Source organism: Curtobacterium sp. BNK-1, assembly GCF_048685235.1.
In the GTDB taxonomy this organism is placed as follows: domain Bacteria; phylum Pseudomonadota; class Gammaproteobacteria; order Enterobacterales; family Enterobacteriaceae; genus Pantoea; species Pantoea agglomerans.
Window position 1 is genome coordinate 3,898,418 of sequence record NZ_JBLQTJ010000001.1, and the last position, 18,455, is coordinate 3,916,872.

12 protein-coding genes are annotated in these 18,455 nt (G+C 58.0%); all 12 read left to right on the forward strand.

Features of this window, described 5'->3' with window-relative positions; all coding sequences use genetic code 11:
- The first annotated feature begins 45 nt into the window (after positions 1 to 45).
- The 12 genes from dppA (at position 46) to ACMGGP_RS18480 (ending at position 18,373) form a co-directional block, all read left to right on the forward strand.
- Positions 46 to 1,656: a dipeptide ABC transporter periplasmic-binding protein DppA gene (dppA, locus tag ACMGGP_RS18425; RefSeq protein WP_031590340.1), complete on the forward strand. Its 1,611-nt coding sequence runs from the start codon at positions 46 to 48 to the stop codon at positions 1,654 to 1,656.
- Positions 1,657 to 1,827: 171 nt separating this feature from the next.
- Complete coding sequence (gene dppB / locus ACMGGP_RS18430) at positions 1,828 to 2,847, forward strand: dipeptide ABC transporter permease DppB (RefSeq protein WP_022624833.1); 1,020 nt, start codon at positions 1,828 to 1,830, stop codon at positions 2,845 to 2,847.
- 9 nt (positions 2,848 to 2,856) lie between these two features.
- Entirely contained in the window at positions 2,857 to 3,759 is a 903-nt protein-coding gene (gene dppC / locus ACMGGP_RS18435; RefSeq protein ID WP_010671643.1) for a dipeptide ABC transporter permease DppC, read from the forward strand.
- 12 nt (positions 3,760 to 3,771) lie between these two features.
- Positions 3,772 to 4,758 carry a dipeptide ABC transporter ATP-binding protein gene (gene dppD / locus ACMGGP_RS18440; protein WP_010257423.1) on the forward strand — a complete coding sequence of 329 codons (987 nt, stop codon included), beginning with the start codon at positions 3,772 to 3,774 and terminating at the stop codon, positions 4,756 to 4,758.
- Entirely contained in the window at positions 4,748 to 5,770 is a 1,023-nt protein-coding gene (gene dppF / locus ACMGGP_RS18445) for a dipeptide ABC transporter ATP-binding subunit DppF (RefSeq protein ID WP_010671644.1), read from the forward strand. The genes dppD and dppF overlap by 11 nt, the downstream gene beginning before the upstream one ends.
- 760 nt (positions 5,771 to 6,530) lie before the next feature.
- Positions 6,531 to 7,121 (forward strand): cellulose biosynthesis protein BcsO, encoded by a 591-nt coding sequence (gene bcsO, locus ACMGGP_RS18450; RefSeq protein WP_045140905.1) that lies wholly within the window; start codon positions 6,531 to 6,533, stop codon positions 7,119 to 7,121.
- Positions 7,112 to 7,915 carry a cellulose biosynthesis protein BcsQ gene (gene bcsQ, locus ACMGGP_RS18455; protein ID WP_033780835.1) on the forward strand — a complete coding sequence of 268 codons (804 nt, stop codon included), beginning with the start codon at positions 7,112 to 7,114 and terminating at the stop codon, positions 7,913 to 7,915. The genes bcsO and bcsQ overlap by 10 nt, the downstream gene beginning before the upstream one ends.
- Positions 7,916 to 7,964: 49 nt before the next feature.
- Entirely contained in the window at positions 7,965 to 10,076 is a 2,112-nt protein-coding gene (gene bcsA, locus ACMGGP_RS18460) for a UDP-forming cellulose synthase catalytic subunit (RefSeq protein ID WP_010671648.1), read from the forward strand.
- Positions 10,073 to 13,087, forward strand: coding sequence for a cellulose biosynthesis cyclic di-GMP-binding regulatory protein BcsB (bcsB, locus tag ACMGGP_RS18465; RefSeq protein ID WP_498798694.1), 3,015 nt, complete (start codon positions 10,073 to 10,075; stop codon positions 13,085 to 13,087). Before bcsA ends, bcsB begins: the two co-directional genes overlap by 4 nt.
- Positions 13,088 to 13,098: 11 nt before the next feature.
- Entirely contained in the window at positions 13,099 to 16,914 is a 3,816-nt protein-coding gene (locus ACMGGP_RS18470; protein WP_498798695.1) for a cellulose biosynthesis protein BcsC, read from the forward strand.
- Positions 16,914 to 17,357 (forward strand): cellulose biosynthesis protein BcsD, encoded by a 444-nt coding sequence (bcsD, locus tag ACMGGP_RS18475; RefSeq protein ID WP_022624841.1) that lies wholly within the window; start codon positions 16,914 to 16,916, stop codon positions 17,355 to 17,357. Before ACMGGP_RS18470 ends, bcsD begins: the two co-directional genes overlap by 1 nt.
- Positions 17,358 to 17,365: 8 nt before the next feature.
- Complete coding sequence (locus ACMGGP_RS18480) at positions 17,366 to 18,373, forward strand: family 8 glycosyl hydrolase (protein WP_031590334.1); 1,008 nt, start codon at positions 17,366 to 17,368, stop codon at positions 18,371 to 18,373.
- The last annotated feature ends 82 nt before the right edge of the window (positions 18,374 to 18,455 follow it).

Genomic DNA, 18,455 nt, shown 5'->3' on the forward strand with positions numbered 1-18,455 from the left:
AGGTCGGGCAATACACACAACATCACATCACAATGGAGCAAAAGCATGATCAACTCCCTGGCTAAATCCGGGATGCTGAAGGTCGGTCTGAGCCTGATTGCTATGACTGTCGCCGCCGGTGTTCAGGCAAAAACCCTGGTCTACTGTTCTGAAGGTTCTCCGGAAGGCTTTAACCCGCAGTTGTTCACCTCGGGCACCACCTACGATGCCAGCTCACGTCAGATCTACAACCGACTGGTTGAGTTCACTATCGGCACCACCGAACTGCACGCTGCGCTGGCAGAGAAGTGGGATGTCAGTGAAGACGGTAAAACTTACACCTTCCACCTGCGCAAAGGCGTGAAGTGGCAGACCACCAAAGATTTCAAACCGACGCGCGACTTCAATGCGGATGATGTGGTGTTCACCTTTGAGCGCCAGCTGGATAAAAACAACGCCTATCACGGCGTCTCCGGCGGCAGCTACGAATATTTCGAAGGCATGGACATGCCGAAGCTGATCAGCAAAATTGAAAAAGTGGACGAGAACACCGTGCGCTTTGTGCTGACGCGTCCTGAATCGCCGTTCCTTGCAGACCTCGGCATGGACTTCGCCTCGATTCTGTCGAAAGAGTACGCTGACAACATGCTGAAAGCGGGCACCCCGCAAAACGTCGACCTGAACCCGGTCGGTACCGGTCCGTTCCAGCTGCTGCAGTACCAGAAAGATTCGCGCATCCTTTACAAAGCTAACCCGGATTACTGGGGCACCAAGCCGAAAATCGATCGCTTAGTCTTCTCCATTACCCCGGATGCTTCAGTGCGTTACGCCAAGCTGCAGAAGGGCGAATGTCAGGTCATGCCCTATCCAAACCCGGCTGACATCGCGCGTATGAAGCAGGACAAAAACATCAACCTGTATGAGCAGGCTGGCCTGAACGTCGGCTATCTGTCGTACAACGTTGAGAAAAAACCGCTGGATAACCTGAAAGTGCGTCAGGCACTGACCATGGCGGTCAACAAAAAGGCGATTATCGAAGCCGTTTATCAGGGTGCAGGTCAGCCTGCTAAAAACCTGATCCCACCAACGATGTGGGGCTATAACGACGACGTGAAAGACTACGCCTACGATCCTGAGAAAGCCAAAGCGCTGCTGAAAGAAGCGGGTATGGCAGACGGCTTCTCAATCGACCTGTGGGCGATGCCGGTTCAGCGTCCTTACAACCCGAATGCGCGCCGCATGGCTGAGATGATTCAGAGCGACTGGGCGAAGATTGGCGTCAAAGCCAAAATCGTCACCTACGAGTGGGGCGAATATCTGAAGCGCGCCAAAGCAGGCGAGCACCAGACCGTCATGATGGGCTGGACCGGCGACAATGGGGATCCGGATAACTTCCTGGCCACCCTGTTCAGCTGTTCAGCGGCAAAAGATGGCTCTAACTACTCGCGCTGGTGTGATAAATCCTTTGAGGATCAGATTCAGCCAGCTCGCGCCACCGCCGATCAGGCGAAGCGCATCGAGTACTACAAGCAGGCACAGGTTGTGATGCATGACCAGGCACCGGCGCTGATGATCGCGCACTCAACGGTATACGAACCGGTCAGCAAGAAAGTCTCCGGGTACAAAGTCGATCCGCTGGGCGGACACTACTTTGCTCAGGTAGACATTAAAGAATAATTGTCGCCTTTTCCGGGGCGGCTGCGCGTCGCCCCGGCTTTATCTCCCTGTTTTACTGGAAACGGTAGAGGCGCAGCCTGTCTGCGTCGCGGTCGGGCCTACCCGATCGTCAGATGTAAGCAATAACTACCCTCGCGGCGACGGTCGCGCGGACAAGAGAGAACCCGGATTATGCTGCAGTTCATACTCCGACGTCTGGGCCTTGTCATCCCAACGTTTATCGGTATTACATTACTCACCTTCGCATTTGTTCACATGATCCCCGGCGATCCGGTACTGATCATGGCGGGCGAACGCGGTATTTCTCCTGAACGCCATGCACAGTTAATGGCGCTGTTAGGTCTGGATCAGCCGCTGTGGAAACAGTACCTGAACTACATTAACGGCGTATTACATGGCGACCTGGGCATTTCACTCAAGAGCCGCATCCCGGTCTGGGATGAGTTTGTTCCGCGCTTCAAAGCGACGCTGGAACTCGGCTTCTGCGCCATGATATTTGCCGTGGCCATTGGTATCCCGGTTGGGGTCATGGCCGCCGTGAAGCGGGGGTCGATTTTCGATCACACCGCCGTGGGGATCTCACTGACCGGCTACTCCATGCCGATCTTCTGGTGGGGCATCATGCTGATCATGCTGGTCTCGGTACAGCTCAACCTGACACCGGTTTCCGGGCGGGTCGGCGACACCGTCTTCCTGGATGACACCATGCCGCTGACCGGCTTTATGCTGATCGATACCTTCTTCTGGGGTGAGCCGGGCGACTTCCACGATGCGGTGATGCACATGATTCTGCCTGCCATCGTGCTCGGCACCATTCCGCTGGCGGTGATTGTGCGAATGACGCGATCGGCGATGCTCGAAGTGCTGGGTGAAGATTACATCCGTACTGCGCGTGCCAAAGGCCTGACGCGCATGCGCGTCATCGTGGTGCATGCGCTGCGAAACGCCATGCTGCCGGTGGTTACGGTGATCGGCCTGCAGGTCGGCACCTTGCTGGCTGGAGCGATTCTGACCGAAACCATCTTCTCGTGGCCGGGCCTGGGTCGCTGGCTGATTGAAGCGCTGCAGCGCCGTGACTATCCGGTGGTGCAGGGCGGTGTGCTGCTGACGGCAGTACTGATTATTGTGGTCAACCTGCTGGTTGACCTGCTGTATGGCGTGGTTAACCCGCGCATACGTCATAAGAAATAAGGGGGCATCATGTCTGTTGTTGATCCCGGCAGCGTTACCGTTGCACCCAAGCCGATGACCCCGTTTCAGGAATTCTGGCACTACTTTAAACGTAACAAGGGCGCCGTTGTGGGCCTGGTCTACATCATCATTGTGTTGCTGTGTGCCATTTTTGCCGATGTGCTGGCCCCGCATGCCCCTGCTGAGCAGTTCCGCGATGCGCTGCTGCATCCGCCGGTCTGGCAGGAAGGCGGCAGCTGGAGCTACATTCTGGGCACCGACGATGTAGGCCGCGATGTGCTGTCGCGTCTGATGTACGGCGCGCGGCTGTCGCTGCTGGTTGGCTGCCTGGTGGTGGTGCTGTCACTGATTTTCGGCGTGATATTTGGCCTGCTGGCCGGTTATCTCGGCGGCGTGGTCGATGCCATCATCATGCGTGTCGTCGATATCATGCTGGCGCTGCCCAGCCTGCTGCTGGCGCTGGTACTGGTCGCCATCTTTGGCCCCTCGATCGTTAACGCCTCTATCGCGCTGACCTTTGTGGCGCTGCCGCACTATATCCGTCTGACCCGCGCGGCGGTGCTGGTGGAAGTGAACCGCGACTATGTGACCGCCTCCGGCGTGGCCGGTGCCGGTATGCTGCGCCAGATGTTTGTGAATATTCTGCCTAACTGCCTTGCACCATTGATCGTGCAGGCTTCATTAGGTTTCTCCAACGCCATTCTCGATATGGCGGCGCTGGGCTTTCTCGGTATGGGTGCGCAACCGCCAACGCCGGAGTGGGGTACGATGCTCTCCGACGTCCTGCAGTATGCGCAAAGTGCCTGGTGGGTAGTGACCTTCCCTGGATTGGTCATTCTGCTTACCGTGCTGGCATTTAACCTGATGGGCGATGGTTTGCGTGATGCACTCGACCCGAAACTCAAGCAGTAAAGAGGCACCGAGATGGCGTTATTAAATGTAGACAAACTATCGGTGCATTTCGGCGACGATAAAGCACCGTTCCGCGCGGTTGACCGCATCAGTTATCAGGTTGAGCAGGGCCAGGTCGTGGGTATCGTGGGCGAGTCCGGCTCTGGTAAATCGGTGAGTTCCCTGGCGATCATGGGGCTGATCGATTTCCCCGGCAAGGTGATGGCTGAGAAGCTGGAGTTCAACCAGCGCGACCTGCAGAACATCTCCGAACGTGAGCGCCGCCAGCTGGTGGGCGCCGAAGTGGCGATGATTTTTCAGGACCCGATGACCAGCCTGAATCCCTGCTACACCGTAGGTTTCCAGATCATGGAAGCGATCAAGGTGCATCAGGGCGGCAATAAACGCACCCGGCGTCAGCGGGCGATCGACCTGCTGAATCAGGTTGGTATTCCCGATCCCGCGTCACGGCTCGATGTCTATCCGCACCAGCTGTCGGGCGGCATGAGCCAGCGTGTGATGATTGCCATGGCGATCGCCTGTCGGCCTAAGCTGTTAATCGCCGATGAGCCGACCACGGCGCTCGACGTGACTATTCAGGCGCAGATCATCGAACTGCTGCTGGAGTTGCAGCGGCAGGAGAACATGGCGCTGATCCTGATTACTCACGATCTGGCGTTAGTGGCAGAAGCGGCGCACCACATTATCGTGATGTATGCCGGTCAGGTGGTGGAGAGCGGGAAAGCGACCGATATCTTTAAGGCGCCGCGCCATCCTTATACGCAGGCGCTGCTGCGTGCGCTGCCGGAGTTCGCGGCCGATAAAGCACGCCTGGCCTCGCTGCCTGGCGTGGTACCGGGCAAGTATGACCGCCCGATTGGCTGTCTGCTTAATCCACGCTGTCCCTATGCGACTGACCTTTGTCGTCAGGAAGAACCTGAACTGCGCACCATTCCAGGACGCCAGTCCAAGTGTCACTATCCGCTGGACGATGCCGGGAGACCAACTTATGAGTCATGAAACCACTAAAGATCAGTTCCTGCTGCAGGCGATTGATCTGAAGAAGCACTACCCGGTGAAGAAGGGGCTGTTTGGTCAGGAGCGTCTGGTCAAAGCGCTGGATGGCGTCTCTTTTAATCTGGAACGCGGCAAAACGCTGGCGGTGGTAGGCGAGTCAGGCTGTGGTAAATCCACGCTGGGCCGCCTGCTGACGATGATTGAAACCCCGACCGAAGGGCAGCTTTACTGGCACGGTCAGGATCTGCTGAAACATGATCCCCAGGCGCAGAAGCTGCGTCGCCAGAAAATCCAGATCGTGTTCCAGAACCCGTACGGCTCACTCAATCCACGTAAAAAAGTAAGCCAGATTCTGGAAGAGCCGCTGGTGATTAATACCCAGCTGACCCGCGCGGAACGCCGCGAGAAGACGCTGGAGATGATGGCAAAAGTCGGCCTGAAAACCGAGCACTACGACCGCTACCCGCACATGTTCTCAGGCGGGCAGCGTCAGCGTATCGCCATCGCACGTGGGCTGATGCTCGATCCGGACGTCCTGATTGCCGATGAGCCGGTTTCGGCGCTCGACGTGTCGGTGCGTGCCCAGGTGCTTAACCTGATGATGGATCTGCAGCAGGATATGGGGCTTTCGTATGTCTTTATCTCGCACGATTTGTCGGTGGTGGAACACATTGCCGATGAGGTGATGGTGATGTATCTCGGCCGGTGCGTTGAGAAGGGCAGCAAAGAGGCGATTTTTGCCAACCCGCGCCATCCTTATACTCAGGCTTTGCTGTCAGCGACGCCGCGGCTTAATCCTGACGACCGTCGTGAGCGCATTAAGCTGACCGGCGAGCTGCCCAGCCCGCTTAATCCGCCGCCGGGCTGCGCCTTTAATGCGCGCTGCCACCGACGTTTTGGCACCTGCGTGCAGCTGCAGCCGAAGCTGAAAAACTATGGCGGACAGGAGATTGCCTGCTTCGCGGTTGATCAGGATGAGAATCAACCGGTCGGCGTGGCAGAAAAGGTCAGCTGAGGATTGGCAGCGCATTCTGGTGTTTACAGACCGCACAAAATTGAAAGCGATGGGAGCACAGGCCTGTAGCAAAACATTGCGCCCCCCGGACAAAAACGCCGGGAGCGTTTTTGAACAACGCAACGCGTTGGCCCGGCTACGGGCGCCCCTCAGGGATGAGGGGCGTAATCGCCCGCGCTGAGCCTGCCAGGGATGGCGTCTTTTGCGTCTTTGCGTAAGGCGTATGCCCTCTGAGCCTGTTCGCGATCTTAACTCCCCAGCCGAAGGCTCCTTTCTGAAGCCTTTTTTTATCTCAACTCAGCTGCAAGCCGCACTGCTCGCAGGTCAGCGAGCACTTCCTGGTTATCCCTCCTCTTTTTCCGTTATCAGTCTTAACCTGTTTTCCTTCTGGCGATATTTGCAGTGAAAAAAGATAAATAGCCTCAATCACTTATGGCAGAAATGCGATTGTTTTGCGCCTGCGGCAGCCTGAACACTCTTTGAAACGCTGTTTACAGGAGTCAGCCTGGCAGTGCCAGAGGTTGTAAGAGCGGTATTTTCTGAAAAATTATTAAAACAGTGCTAATGAATTTAACTTAAGTATTACTTATTAATTATCAGCAGTAATGACTCAGAAAAGGCTTTCTTCCGCCACTATTGAATCTTTATGATTAAACAATTTGATTGAAATTGCTTTTTTTGTAATCAGGCTTTTCTGACTGATATTAAAGGGATGTGTTATATTCCAGGAAAATTCCCACCTTGTTGCAGGCCATGGCCAATGAAGAATAATTACGATGATTTGCAGCGTTTTAAAGAGAAAACGCAAACGCTCGACATCGACTTTAAAGATATGTCTGGCCAGACGCAGGAAGCGGCGGAACACAGTAAATGGGCATTGATTCGCCAGCTGGCGAAAGAAGAACATCAGACACCGTTTGGCGGCGGCGAGCGTATTGACCTGCCGCAACCTCAGCCGCTGCGTGGTGATGAGTTTACGGCTCCACCGCCTGGGGCACCGGCACGACATGCCGCACTCACTGCGCAACCGGCAATGGCAGCTCGCACCTCGATTCTCGATAGCCTGTCAGGCAGTAACCTGCCAGCAACCAGCACGACTGCACGCGGTCCTTCATCACTCTTTCCGCCACCGCCGCCACTGCAAAAAGTGGCCGTGGCTGAGCCTGCGACCATGCTGCGTGCTGAGCCGGTCCGGCCTGCCACCGTGGCGGAGCTTCAGCCCGTCGTCGCACCCACCGCCACCCATTCTGAGCCAGGGCGATTTGGTGCGCTGTTCCGCTCGCGCGAGATTAATCTGCCGAAAGAAACCTTACTCAAACCGTTACTGGAGAAGATTGCGCTATGCCATTAGTTTGTGTGTGCTCGCCGAAGGGGGGCGTGGGGAAAACCACGCTGGCGGCGAATCTGGCCTGGAGTCTGGCGCGTTCCGGTAGCAAAGTTCTGGCGATTGATTTTGATGTGCAGAATGCAATGCGTCTTCACTTTGGCGTGCCGCTTCATGATGGCCGCGGATTTGTGGCGCGCTCAGAAGAGCAGGCGGACTGGAGCCAGTCGATTCTTACCACCGGCGGCAATATCTTTGTGCTGCCCTATGGCGACGTCACGGAGCCGCAGCGCGAACGGTTCGAAGAGAACCTGATGAAAGATCCCCACTTTATTAAGCGCGGTCTGGATACGGTGCTCAATTATCCCGGTCTGGTGATCGTGGCTGATTTCCCGCCTGGCCCAGGCCCCGCCCTTAAAGCAATGACGGCGCTGGCCGATATGCATTTAGTGGTGATGTTAGCCGATACCGCATCAGTATCGTTATTACCGCAGATTGAAGAGAACCGGATGATCGGTAAGCCGCTCAATAACAAGCAAGGTCACTATTTCATCCTTAACCAGTGTGACAACCGCCGGAATATCAATCGCGATGTCACCGCGTTTATGCAGCAGCGCCTGGGCGATAATTTACTGGGCGTGGTTCACCGCGATGAAAGTGTGGGTGAAGCCAATGCTTCGCAGCAGTCTGTTTACGATTTCAGTCCCGCCTCCGCAGCGGCATTTGATATTGAACTGATCGCGAAAAGGGTCAGCAGCATTCTGAATATCACCGTGGGTAATGGCGAAGTTCAGGCTCCCATCCGCACAAACCACTTTTAGTCGGCTTCCGCCAGGCGACTGACTTACACAGCTCTTCTCAGGGTGAATCATGAGTAAAATCGGGTTTTACCTGCTGCTGCTGGTGCTTGCACCCGTTGCGGCGGTGATCATCATTACGCCAATGGACAGCCAGAAACAGTATATTTTTGGTCTGATCAGCATCGGCATGATGTTTTTATTGGGTTTCAGCAAGAGCCGCAAAATAACGGTGGTGATGGTGGTTCTCTCTGCGCTGATGTCCAGCCGCTATATCTGGTGGCGGACCACCGAGACGCTGCACTTTAATTCCGAAGTTGAAGCTATCTTAGGCATTGGCTTATATCTGGCGGAGCTGTACGTCTGGCTGATCTTAATTCTTGGCTTCCTGCAAACCACCTGGCCATTAAAACGCACGATTGAACCCTTACCGGACGACACCAGCCTGTGGCCGACGGTCGATATTTATGTGCCTTCCTACAATGAAAGTCTTGATGTGGTGCGCGACACCGTACTCGCGGCGCAGTGTATCGACTACCCGCGTGACAAAATCAGGGTCTATCTGCTGGATGATGGCAAGCGCAGCGAGTTTGCCCGCTTTGCGGCGGATGTCGGCGTGGGTTATATCACCCGTGACGACAACAAACATGCCAAAGCCGGGAACCTCAACCATGCGATGAAAATCACCAAAGGTGAGCTGATTTGCATCTTCGACTGCGACCACGTGGCGACGCGCACCTTCCTGCAGGCGACGGTCGGACCGTTCCTGAAAGATCCAAAGCTGGCGCTGCTACAGACGCCGCACTACTTCTATTCTCCCGATCCCTTTGAGCGTAACCTGCGCGCCGCACGCAGCATTCCAAACGAAGGCTCGCTGTTTTATGGCCCGGTGCAGCAGGGTAACGATAACTGGAATGCCACTTTCTTCTGTGGCTCCTGTGCGGTTATCCGTCGTTCAGCGCTGGAAGAGATTGGCGGTTTTGCCGTTGAAACCGTGACCGAAGATGCACACACCGCCCTGAAAATGCAGCGACTGGGCTGGGGCTCAGCCTTTTTGTCGATCCCGCTGGCTGCCGGTCTGGCAACAGAACGTCTGGGCCTGCATATCATTCAGCGTACCCGCTGGGCGCGTGGCATGACACAGATTTTCCGCGTCGATAACCCGCTGTTTGGCCGTGGCCTGAAGTGGCAGCAGCGTCTTTGCTATCTCAACGCCATGCTGCATTTCCAGTTTGGCCTGCCACGCGTTGCCTTCCTGACCGCACCGCTGGCTTACCTGCTGTTTAACCTGAATATTATTCACTCATCGGCCTCGCTGATCTTTGCCTATGTGCTGCCCCATCTGGTGATGTCGCTCTACGTTAACTCACGGATGAATGGCCGTTTCCGTTACACCTTCTGGGGTGAAATTTATGAGACGGTGATGTGCTTCCATCTGGTGATCCCGACCATTCTGACCCTGCTGTCGCCAAAACATGGCAAGTTTAACGTGACCGATAAAGGCGGCGTGCTGGATCAGGGCTTCTTCGATTTCCACATTGTGCGTCCGCATGTGATTGTGGCGCTGCTGCTGGGCATTGGCATTGTAGCCGGCGTGGTGCGCGCCGTGATGCATGACTATTTTGGCGTCGATCCTTACGTTATCGCGCTCAACGTCGGCTGGGCGATCTTCAGCCTGATCATTCTGATGGCGGCGATTGCCGTGGCGCGCGAAACCAAGCAGGTGCGTAAAACCATCCGTGTTGAAGTGCAAATCCCGGCGATTATTCATTACGCCAGCGGCATTTCATCGCGCACCCAGACCAGCAACCTTTCGATGGGCGGCGCGCAGCTTGATGCACCCGATGGACGTCATGAAACTGATGAGATTGAAGAGATTGATCTGCTGCTGAAATCCGGCGCGATCACTATCCCGGTCAGTCAGATTTCCGGCGATGATGAGAGCATCCGTCTGCGCTTTGAGGCGATGCCGCTGGCGCGTCGTCGCGAACTGGTCCGTGTGGTGCTGGCTCGTGCTGATGCCTGGATTCAGCCGGAGTATAAGCAGGACAACCCGCTGATTTCGCTAGGCACTATTATCCGTACCGTCTTTGAGCTGTTCTGGCTGACCTGGAAAGGCCGCCACGATAAACGTAAAAATGTCGACCCGGTTGCTGCGGCGGCGAAAGAGGATGGGGCGGCATGAAGATCCTGACGCAAACTTTGCTGGTCAGTTCACTGACCGCAGCGTTATGGCTGACGCCCGCTGGCGCGGAAACGCCGGTTGTTACTGATAACAGCAGTGCTGCGCCGGTAAACAGTTCAGCTCCGACGCCGTCTGATGCTGCTTCCACCGCGCAGCCTGCCAGTGCGCCGGTAAACAGTCCGGCTCCGACGCCGCCTGATGCTGCTTCCAGCACGCAGCCTGCCAGTGCGCCGGTAAACAGTCCGGCTCCGATGCCGTCTGATGCCGTTTCCGCCACGCAGCCTGCCGATGCCACCGTCAGTGCACCCGCGACAAATCAGGCTCCGGCCAGCGATGCGGCATCTGTGGCACCCATAAATAATGGTTCCACCCAGACGGCAGGTTCAGACCAGGTAGCCGCCCCGGTCAGCGGTGGAGAGTCTGCAATGCCGTCAGTGTCACCTGCGGCAAATGCGCCATCTGCGACACCGTCCGCAGAATCTGCACCGGCATCGGCGCTTCAGAGTGCATCACCGAATGCCATGGCACCCCCGGTGAACGCCTCTTACGCCCCAGGTAGCGAGGCGACATCACAAACTCAGCCATCTTCAGTGACCGGTGACGCGGCCTCAACGCCTCAGACCGCGTCATCGACCGGTGAGGCGGCGGCTTCTGCCCAGACCACCGCGCCGATGGCCGCCACCGGCGCGGTGACCCAGGACAGCAGCGCGCTGTCAGCAGTACCCCTGCCGCAGGGCCTGAGCAGTGCCGATCCCGCGCTGGAAGCGGCCGCCAGTGCGCTGCCCTACGCGCCAGGTCAGGTAGCTGCACCGGTTGCAGAAGCGCAGCCGCCGATCGCGGCTGCCATCAATCAGCCGATCAGTAGTGTTATTTCAGTGGCCCAGATGGGCCAGTCGCGCGGCATCACGCTGACCGGCGGCCAGCTTCAGTCGGGCATCACCTTTACCCTGCCCGGCGATGAAGTCATCACCAATGCGCGACTTAATCTGACGCTGCGTGTCTCAGCTGCGCTGGCGGCACGCAATACATCGCTGCAGCTGATGCTGAATGGTCAGCCGCTCGGCACGCTGCCGCTGGGTGCGACGGACAGCGATGTCAGCGACTATGAGCTGGATATTCCGGCGGCGATGGTGGTGTCGGCGAACAATCTGAGTTTTAAAATCAATGATGCGGACAAGTTGCTGTGTGAAAGAGAGAGCGCACAGCAGTATCAGGTCACCATTCTGCCGAACACCTCGCTGCACCTTGAGGGTCAGAAGCTCAATATCGGCACCAGCCTGCGTAATTTCCCGCGTCCCTTCCTGGATCCTCAGCGGATGACGGCGTCCACCGTGACGGTGGGCTTTGCCAGTCATGTTTCAGCCGATGCTGTCAGCGCGGCGGCACTGGTGACATCCTGGCTCGGCATTCAGAGTGATTATCGCGGCATCCGTTTCCCGGTGGTGCGCGGCGAACTGCCGGAACACAACGGCATCCTGTTTGGTCATCCTGGTGACCGGATCGGCACCCTGACTTTCCCGGCCAGTAACGGTCCGATGTTGCAGGTGGTGGATAATCCCAATAATCCGGTTTACAAATTGCTGCTGGTCAGTGGCAACAATGAGGAGCAGTTGCGTCAGGCGGCGAACCGTCTGACGACGCAGCCACTGACGACGGATGAGAGTCATCTGCAGGTCCCCGCACAGACTATTGCAAACCGCAAACCTTACGATGCACCACGCTGGATTAACACTGACCGCCCGGTACGGCTGAGCGAACTGCTGCGTAAAGATCAGAGTCTGACCAGCAGCGGCATCTGGCATGATGCGCTGCGTGTTAACTTCCGCGCCGCGCCTGATTTGTTCCTGTGGGATGGCAACACAGTGCCGGTCAATCTGCACTATCGCTTCCCGTCTGAAAGCTGGATCGATGAGGATAATTCCTTCCTTAACGTCATGCTCAACGGCACTTTCCTGCGCAATCTGACGGTGAACAAAGTCGGCCTGCTGGAGAACGCCTGGCACCGTCTGGGCGGTGATGCGCGTCAGGAGCAGTATCAGCTTAATCTCGAACCCTACCTGATCTATGGCGATAACCAGCTGGCGCTCTACTTCAATATCAAACCGCGGGCTGATGCGCCCTGCGGTGTGTTACTCAACAACAACATCAAAAGCCGGATTGAAGAGGATTCATGGATCGATCTGAGCCATACCCGTCACTTCAGCATGCTGCCGAACCTCTCTTACTTTGTGGGTGCCTCTTTCCCGTTCTCACGTCTGGCCGATTTCAGCCAGACCACACTGCTGCTGCCGGAAACGCCCAGCGATGCTGAACTGTCAACGCTGCTGGATCTGGCGGCGCGGGCTGGCAAAGCCACCGGTCTGGCGCTGACACAGAATCAGGTACTGTTTGGCCTGCCGACTGGCGGAACCCATCTGGCGCGCATACAGCAGAGCGATCTGCTGGCGGTGAGCACCACCGGCAACAGCGCCTTTAATCAGGCGATGCTGGCGGCTTCCCCTTATGACGCCACCAGCAGCACTTTTGGGGTGAAAGAGCCTGACACGCTGGAAAAATTACGCGGCTGGCTGACCGGTGACTGGAGCCGTCAGCAGCTGGATGCCGATCGTTACTTCTCCTCCAACGAAGCGTGGCGAGGCTTCCTCAGCTACCGATCGCCATGGAACCGCGATCGGCTGGTGGTGATGACGGTGGCAACCAGCGACGATCAGCTGTTGCGACTGCATAACGATTTGAGTTCAGCGCAGATTAACGCCGGCATTCGTGGCGATACCGCGATTATTACCGATGAAAACGGTATCCGCAGTTTCCGCGTCGGCGCGCAGTTCCCCAGCGGTGAGTTGCCCTGGTACATGATGGTGGTGTGGTATGCCAACCAGCACTCGGTGCTGCTGGCAGTGGCGGCGATGCTGCTCTCTGCGCTGGTGGGCAGTGCGGCCTGGGTGATGCTGAAGCGTCACGCCTGGCGACGTCTGAACCCAAAGCAGGACCGTGATTCCGGCAGGAAGTAAGGATAATAATAATGAAAAAAAATCTGTTAAGTGCCGGTATCCGTAAGGCGTTGCTGCTGGGCAGTGCGCTGGCCCTGTCACAGCCGCTGCTGGCGGCGGAAAGCGCCAATCCGGCGTTGCAGGCGCTGTTCGATCAGGCCTCTTACTGGCATCAGAAAGCGCATGACGACCTGGCGACAGCCTCACTGCAAAAGGTGCTGATGGTTGAACCCAACAACACTCAGGCGCTCTACCTGCTGGCGCTCTATTCACAGCAGGGTGGCGACACTGCGGCGGCGGCGCAGTATCGCGCCCGTCTGAGTCAGGTCTCCCCCAACGATCCGCATCTTGGCGAGCTGGATAACGCGCGCCAGATGCAGACCATTCCGCAGGCGCAGCTTGCGCTGGCGCGTCAGCAGGCGCGCAGCGGCAATATTCCGGCGGCGTTACAGACCTGGCGCAACACCTTTAGCGGCAATGCGCCACCACCCAGCGTCGCGGCAGAATATTATCTCACCATGGCGGGCGACCGTACGCTGCTGCCGCAGGCGGTTGAGGCACTGCGCCAGTTTGCGGCTCAGCATCCGCAGGACACCGGCGCGCGGCTGGCGCTGGGTAAAGCGCTGACCTATCAGGAACCGACCCGTCGCGAAGGCATTGAGGTGCTGAGTTCGCTGGCGAGCGGTAATCAGGATGCCGACCGCTCACTGCGTCAGGCGCTGCTGTGGCTCGGTCCGCAGCCGTCAGATGCGGCGCTCTATCAGACCTGGCAGCAGCGTCATCCGCAGGATTCGGCGGTGATCGACTACTACCGTAAAAACGTCGGCGGCGCAGAAAAAGGGGCCGGATTCAGCGCGCTCAACAGCGGTGACGTCGGCGGTGCGCAGTCCAGTTTTGAAAAAGTACTGGGCGCGAATCCGCAGGATGCCGATGCGTTAGCGGGCATGGGCTATGTGGCCCAGCGAGCCGGACGTTATCAGGAAGCGGCGGATTATCTGCAGCGGTCTGCTCAGCTCGGCGGCGATCAGGGTTCATCGCGTCAGCAGCAGGCTGACGATGCGCGTTTTTATGCACAGCTGGCCAGCGCCCAGCAGGCATTGAAAAGCGGAGACACGGCGCAGGCGCTGACATTAAGCGAACCGCTGGTGCAGGCTGACGGCGAAAAAGGGCTGGCTGCCAGACTGTTTCGCGCCGACGTGCTGCGCCGCACCAATCAGCCGCAGCAGGCGGAGCAACTCTATCGCACTATTCTGCAAAGCGATGCGGATAACCGCAGCGCCAAAGAGGGACTGTTCTACGTTCTGCGTCAGCAGAATCGGGGCACCGAAGCTAACACGCTGCTGGGGGCACTGCCGGACAGCGTTCGCCAGAGCGTCACGCCACGGGCCAATGAAGCCGATGCGCTGCGTCAGCAGGCGAAGCGTCAGCTGGCGGCTGGTAACAACGCCGCTGCCATCGCGACGCTGCAGCAGGGTATTCAGCGCTATCCCACGGATGGCTGGCTGCGGCTCGATTTAGCCCGGCTCTACCGTCAGCAGGGCGACACGCTGCTGGCGGCCAACGTGATGCAGCCGGTGATGCGCAACGGGGCCAGCACCAGCGAGCTTTATGCAGGGGCACTTAACGCCAGCGAAAGCGGCGGCTGGCAGCAGGCCAGCACGTTGCTGTCGCGCATTCCCGCTAACGCGAGGACGGCGGCGATGCGTGAACTGGCGCAGCGGGTTAATTTCAATCTGCAGATGAGCACGGCCGACCAGTATCTGGCGCAGGGCGCGACGGCTGCTGCCGCCAATACCCTGAAGGCGCTCACGGTTAATCCACCCACCAACCCGGTTGATGCCGGAAACCTGGCGCAGAAGCTGGCGCAGGCGGGCGATCTCACCAGCGCCGTTTCGGTGGTGCGGACTAACCTGCAGCGTGGCGTGCAGGGCAATGCGGGCGATTATGCCGCGCAGATGACGGTACTGAATCAGGCGGGCCTCGGCAGTGAGGCGCAGCGCTTCCTCAGCAACCCGGAACTGCAGGCGCGCAGTACGCCGACGCAGCTGGCTGGTATTCGCAATGGCTATCTGATTAACGAAGTGGATCGTCTGCGGCAGCAGCGTCAGTACGCGGTGGCGTATGACAAGCTGATTGGTGCACTGCAGCAGGATCCGCAGAACCGCGATCTGATGTTCGCGATGGCCCGTCTCTACCAGGACGGCAAGATGAACCGGGATGCGGGCGTGGTCTATGACTACCTGATGACCCAGGATACGCCGACGCAGGATGCGCGCGTCGGGGCCATCAACGTCGCGCTGGCGCAGAACAATGTGCAGCGCGCTAATGAGCTGAGTCGCGGCCTTAACAGTACGACTCAGACACCAGATCGTCTGCTGCTGCTGGCGCGGGTGGCGGAAGCCAATGGCGAGCATTCTCAGGCGATGACTTATCTGCGTTCAGCGCGCGGTCAGCTGATTGGCCTGCAGGGCGCGCAGCCTGGCAGCGTGCCGACCGTGGGCGGACTGGCGCTGGCGGATAATCCGTTTATCAACCGTGATACTTCGCCGGTGGGACGTTCACCATCCAGCTACGGCACCGAGCTGCCGTGGCAGGCGGCACCGGCGGGCGTTGCCGCTGGCGTGACAACGCAGAGTGAACCGGCCGCGGGCAGCGAAACCGTTGCTCAACAGTCACAGATTCTGCACGACGTCGACACCATGATGGATTCGCTGCAGGAAAAAACCGGCAGCTGGAGTCAGGGCATGGTGCAGGTGCGCGGGCGTGATGGCGAGTCGGGCCTGAGCAAGCTGACGGAAGCCAAAGCGCCGCTGACCTTCTCTACCGTGCCGTTTGAAACGGCGCGCCTCGACTTTACCGCCACGCCGGTCTCACTTACGGCGGGCAGTGGCGCAGCCGATGCCTGGCGCCGTTTCGGCACCAATGCGCTGAGTCAGGGCAGGGTGGTGGCTGCGGGCGGTGCAACGGTGAATGACCTGCCGAACGCCACCACCGATTCGCAAACCGCTTCGGGCGTGGAGCTGAATCTGGCGCTGAAGGGCGACAGCTATAAAGTGGATATCGGCAGTACGCCGCTGGGCCAGGATCTCAGTACTCTGGTCGGGGGCGTACAGTGGTCACCGAAACTCACCGACTTCCTGACGCTGATCCTGACCGGTGAGCGCCGCGCGATTACCGACAGCCTGCTCTCTTACGTCGGCGCAGAAGATAAAACCAGTGGCAAACGCTGGGGACGCGTCACCAAAAACGGCGCTAACGCCCTGTTAAGCTACGACAATGGCGATGCCGGCTTCTATGCTGGTGCGGGCGCGTACAGCTATCTCGGCGAGAATGTCGCCAGCAACAACAACCTGCAGGCAACAGCCGGCGCCTACGTCCGTCCGTTCCACACTGAGGATCGCGAGCTGAAAGTGGGCATGAGCCTGTCGTGGATGGACTTCTCAAAGAACCTCAGCTACTTCAGCTACGGTCAGGGCGGCTACTTCAGCCCGCAGAACTATGCGTCGGTCTCGTTCCCGATAGAGTTCTCACGCAAGTTTGACGATCTGAAAGTGAATATTGGCGGTGCAGCCGGTTATCAGACCTACAGTCAGGATAAGAGCGCGTACTTCCCGGCGGATGCCAGCCTGCAGTCAGAACTGGAATCCCTTGCCGCCAGCGGCAGCGTGAAAGACGCTTACTACTCCGGCGGCAGTAAAAACGGCATCGGCTACAACCTGCACGCCGGGGCGGACTACAAACTCAATAAAGATGTGACGATTGGCGGCCAGCTGGGTTATGACACCTTTGGTGACTACAACGAAAGCAGCGCGCAGCTCTATGTCCGTTACCTGTTCGGAGAGAAGTAATGAGTGAGCATTCGGGGGTATCGCATCCGTATCAGCCGGGCTGGTTTGACCTGGTCAGCGTGCTGATTGACGGGATGATCGCCAACGCCGGTCATCAGGAGGCGGAAGCCTTTCTCTATAAGATGGGGGAATCACTGGCGACCCGCTATCCTTTGCCAGAGTCGCGTACCGTGCAGGATCTGGAGCGCGAGTGCAATCTGCAACTGGCGCGTTTTAACTGGGGCTTTGTGCAGCTTCAGCCGGAAGAGAAGGCGCTGCTGATTGCGTATCACGCCTTACCGGCAGGCGACAACATCCACTCTCCGGCTGACTGGCAGGCGGCGTTTGGTGCGGTGATGGCCGGACTTTTTTCGGGCTGGTTGCAGGGCCAGGGCGGCAGCAGCATTGTGCCGGTTACGCTTGAACTCAACGATGGCAGCACGCTGCACTATCGATATCAATAGGATCGGAAATGAAACGTAATCCACTCTGGCGGGTCTGGCTCTGCTCTGTTTTACTGCTGGCCTGCAGCGCGCAGGCGAGTGCCAGCGGCTGGGAGACTTTTAAAAGTCGCTTTGTGACCTCAGAAGGGCGGATCACTGACACCGCCAATAACAACGTCAGTCATACCGAAGGCCAGGGTTATGGCATGTTGCTGGCGGTGGCCAACGACGATCGCGCCACCTTTGATCGGTTGTGGCAGTGGACGCGCAGCCAGCTGCGTAATCCGCAGACCGAGCTTTTTTACTGGCGCTACGTGCCGGGCAGTGACAACCCGGTCGCCGACAAGAATAACGCCGCGGATGGCGATGTGTTGCTGGCCTGGGCACTACAGCGTGCTGCACAGAAATGGCAGGTGGAGAGCTACCAGCAGGAATCTGACCGTATTCAGCGCGCCATTATCAGGCTGGATGTCACGAGCTTTGGCGGCCACACCGTGATGCTGCCGGGTGCGCAGGGCTTTAACAAAGTCAGTTATGTGGTGCTCAATCCCTCTTACTTCCTGTTTCAGGCGTGGCGCGAGTTTGGTGAACACAGCCATCTTCAGGTCTGGGATAAGCTGATTAACGATGGCTTTGATCTGCTGGGTAAGCTGAGCTTTGGTAAAACCGGGCTGCCAATGGACTGGGTCGCACTGAATGCCGACGGTTCGGTTGCCCCGGCCGTCGGCTACTCGAACCGCTTCAGTTACGATGCGATTCGCGTGCCGCTGAACATCTGGTGGTATGACCCGCACAGTCTGGCACTGGTGCCGTTTCAGCGCGTCTGGCAGGGTTACAGCCGCATGCTGACACCCGCCTGGTTCGACGTGCTGGCGAATGCCCCTGCACCTTACCATCTTGAGGGCGGACTGCTGGCGGTACGTGACCTGACGCTGAACGAAACCGGCTATCTGAGCGATAAACTGGCTGCGGATCAGAACTACTTTTCTGCCAGTCTGCAGCTGCTGACCTGGCAGGCGTTTCAGGAGAAGCGCTGATAACCGGCAGAATGGCGGCACTGGCCGCTATTCTGCCATCGACAGCCACGCGCTCAACAGGGAGCAGGCGCTCAGCCGCGCC

Coding starts and splice junctions, on each gene's coding strand:
- dppB (WP_022624833.1), top strand. CDS start 1,828: ATGCTGCAGTTCATACTCCGACGTCTGGGCCTTGTCATCCCAACGTTT.
- ACMGGP_RS18480 (WP_031590334.1), top strand. CDS start 17,366: ATGAAACGTAATCCACTCTGGCGGGTCTGGCTCTGCTCTGTTTTACTG.
- bcsQ (WP_033780835.1), top strand. CDS start 7,112: ATGCCATTAGTTTGTGTGTGCTCGCCGAAGGGGGGCGTGGGGAAAACC.
- dppF (WP_010671644.1), top strand. CDS start 4,748: ATGAGTCATGAAACCACTAAAGATCAGTTCCTGCTGCAGGCGATTGAT.
- dppA (WP_031590340.1), top strand. CDS start 46: ATGATCAACTCCCTGGCTAAATCCGGGATGCTGAAGGTCGGTCTGAGC.
- bcsD (WP_022624841.1), top strand. CDS start 16,914: ATGAGTGAGCATTCGGGGGTATCGCATCCGTATCAGCCGGGCTGGTTT.
- bcsB (WP_498798694.1), top strand. CDS start 10,073: ATGAAGATCCTGACGCAAACTTTGCTGGTCAGTTCACTGACCGCAGCG.
- dppC (WP_010671643.1), top strand. CDS start 2,857: ATGTCTGTTGTTGATCCCGGCAGCGTTACCGTTGCACCCAAGCCGATG.
- bcsO (WP_045140905.1), top strand. CDS start 6,531: ATGAAGAATAATTACGATGATTTGCAGCGTTTTAAAGAGAAAACGCAA.
- dppD (WP_010257423.1), top strand. CDS start 3,772: ATGGCGTTATTAAATGTAGACAAACTATCGGTGCATTTCGGCGACGAT.
- ACMGGP_RS18470 (WP_498798695.1), top strand. CDS start 13,099: ATGAAAAAAAATCTGTTAAGTGCCGGTATCCGTAAGGCGTTGCTGCTG.
- bcsA (WP_010671648.1), top strand. CDS start 7,965: ATGAGTAAAATCGGGTTTTACCTGCTGCTGCTGGTGCTTGCACCCGTT.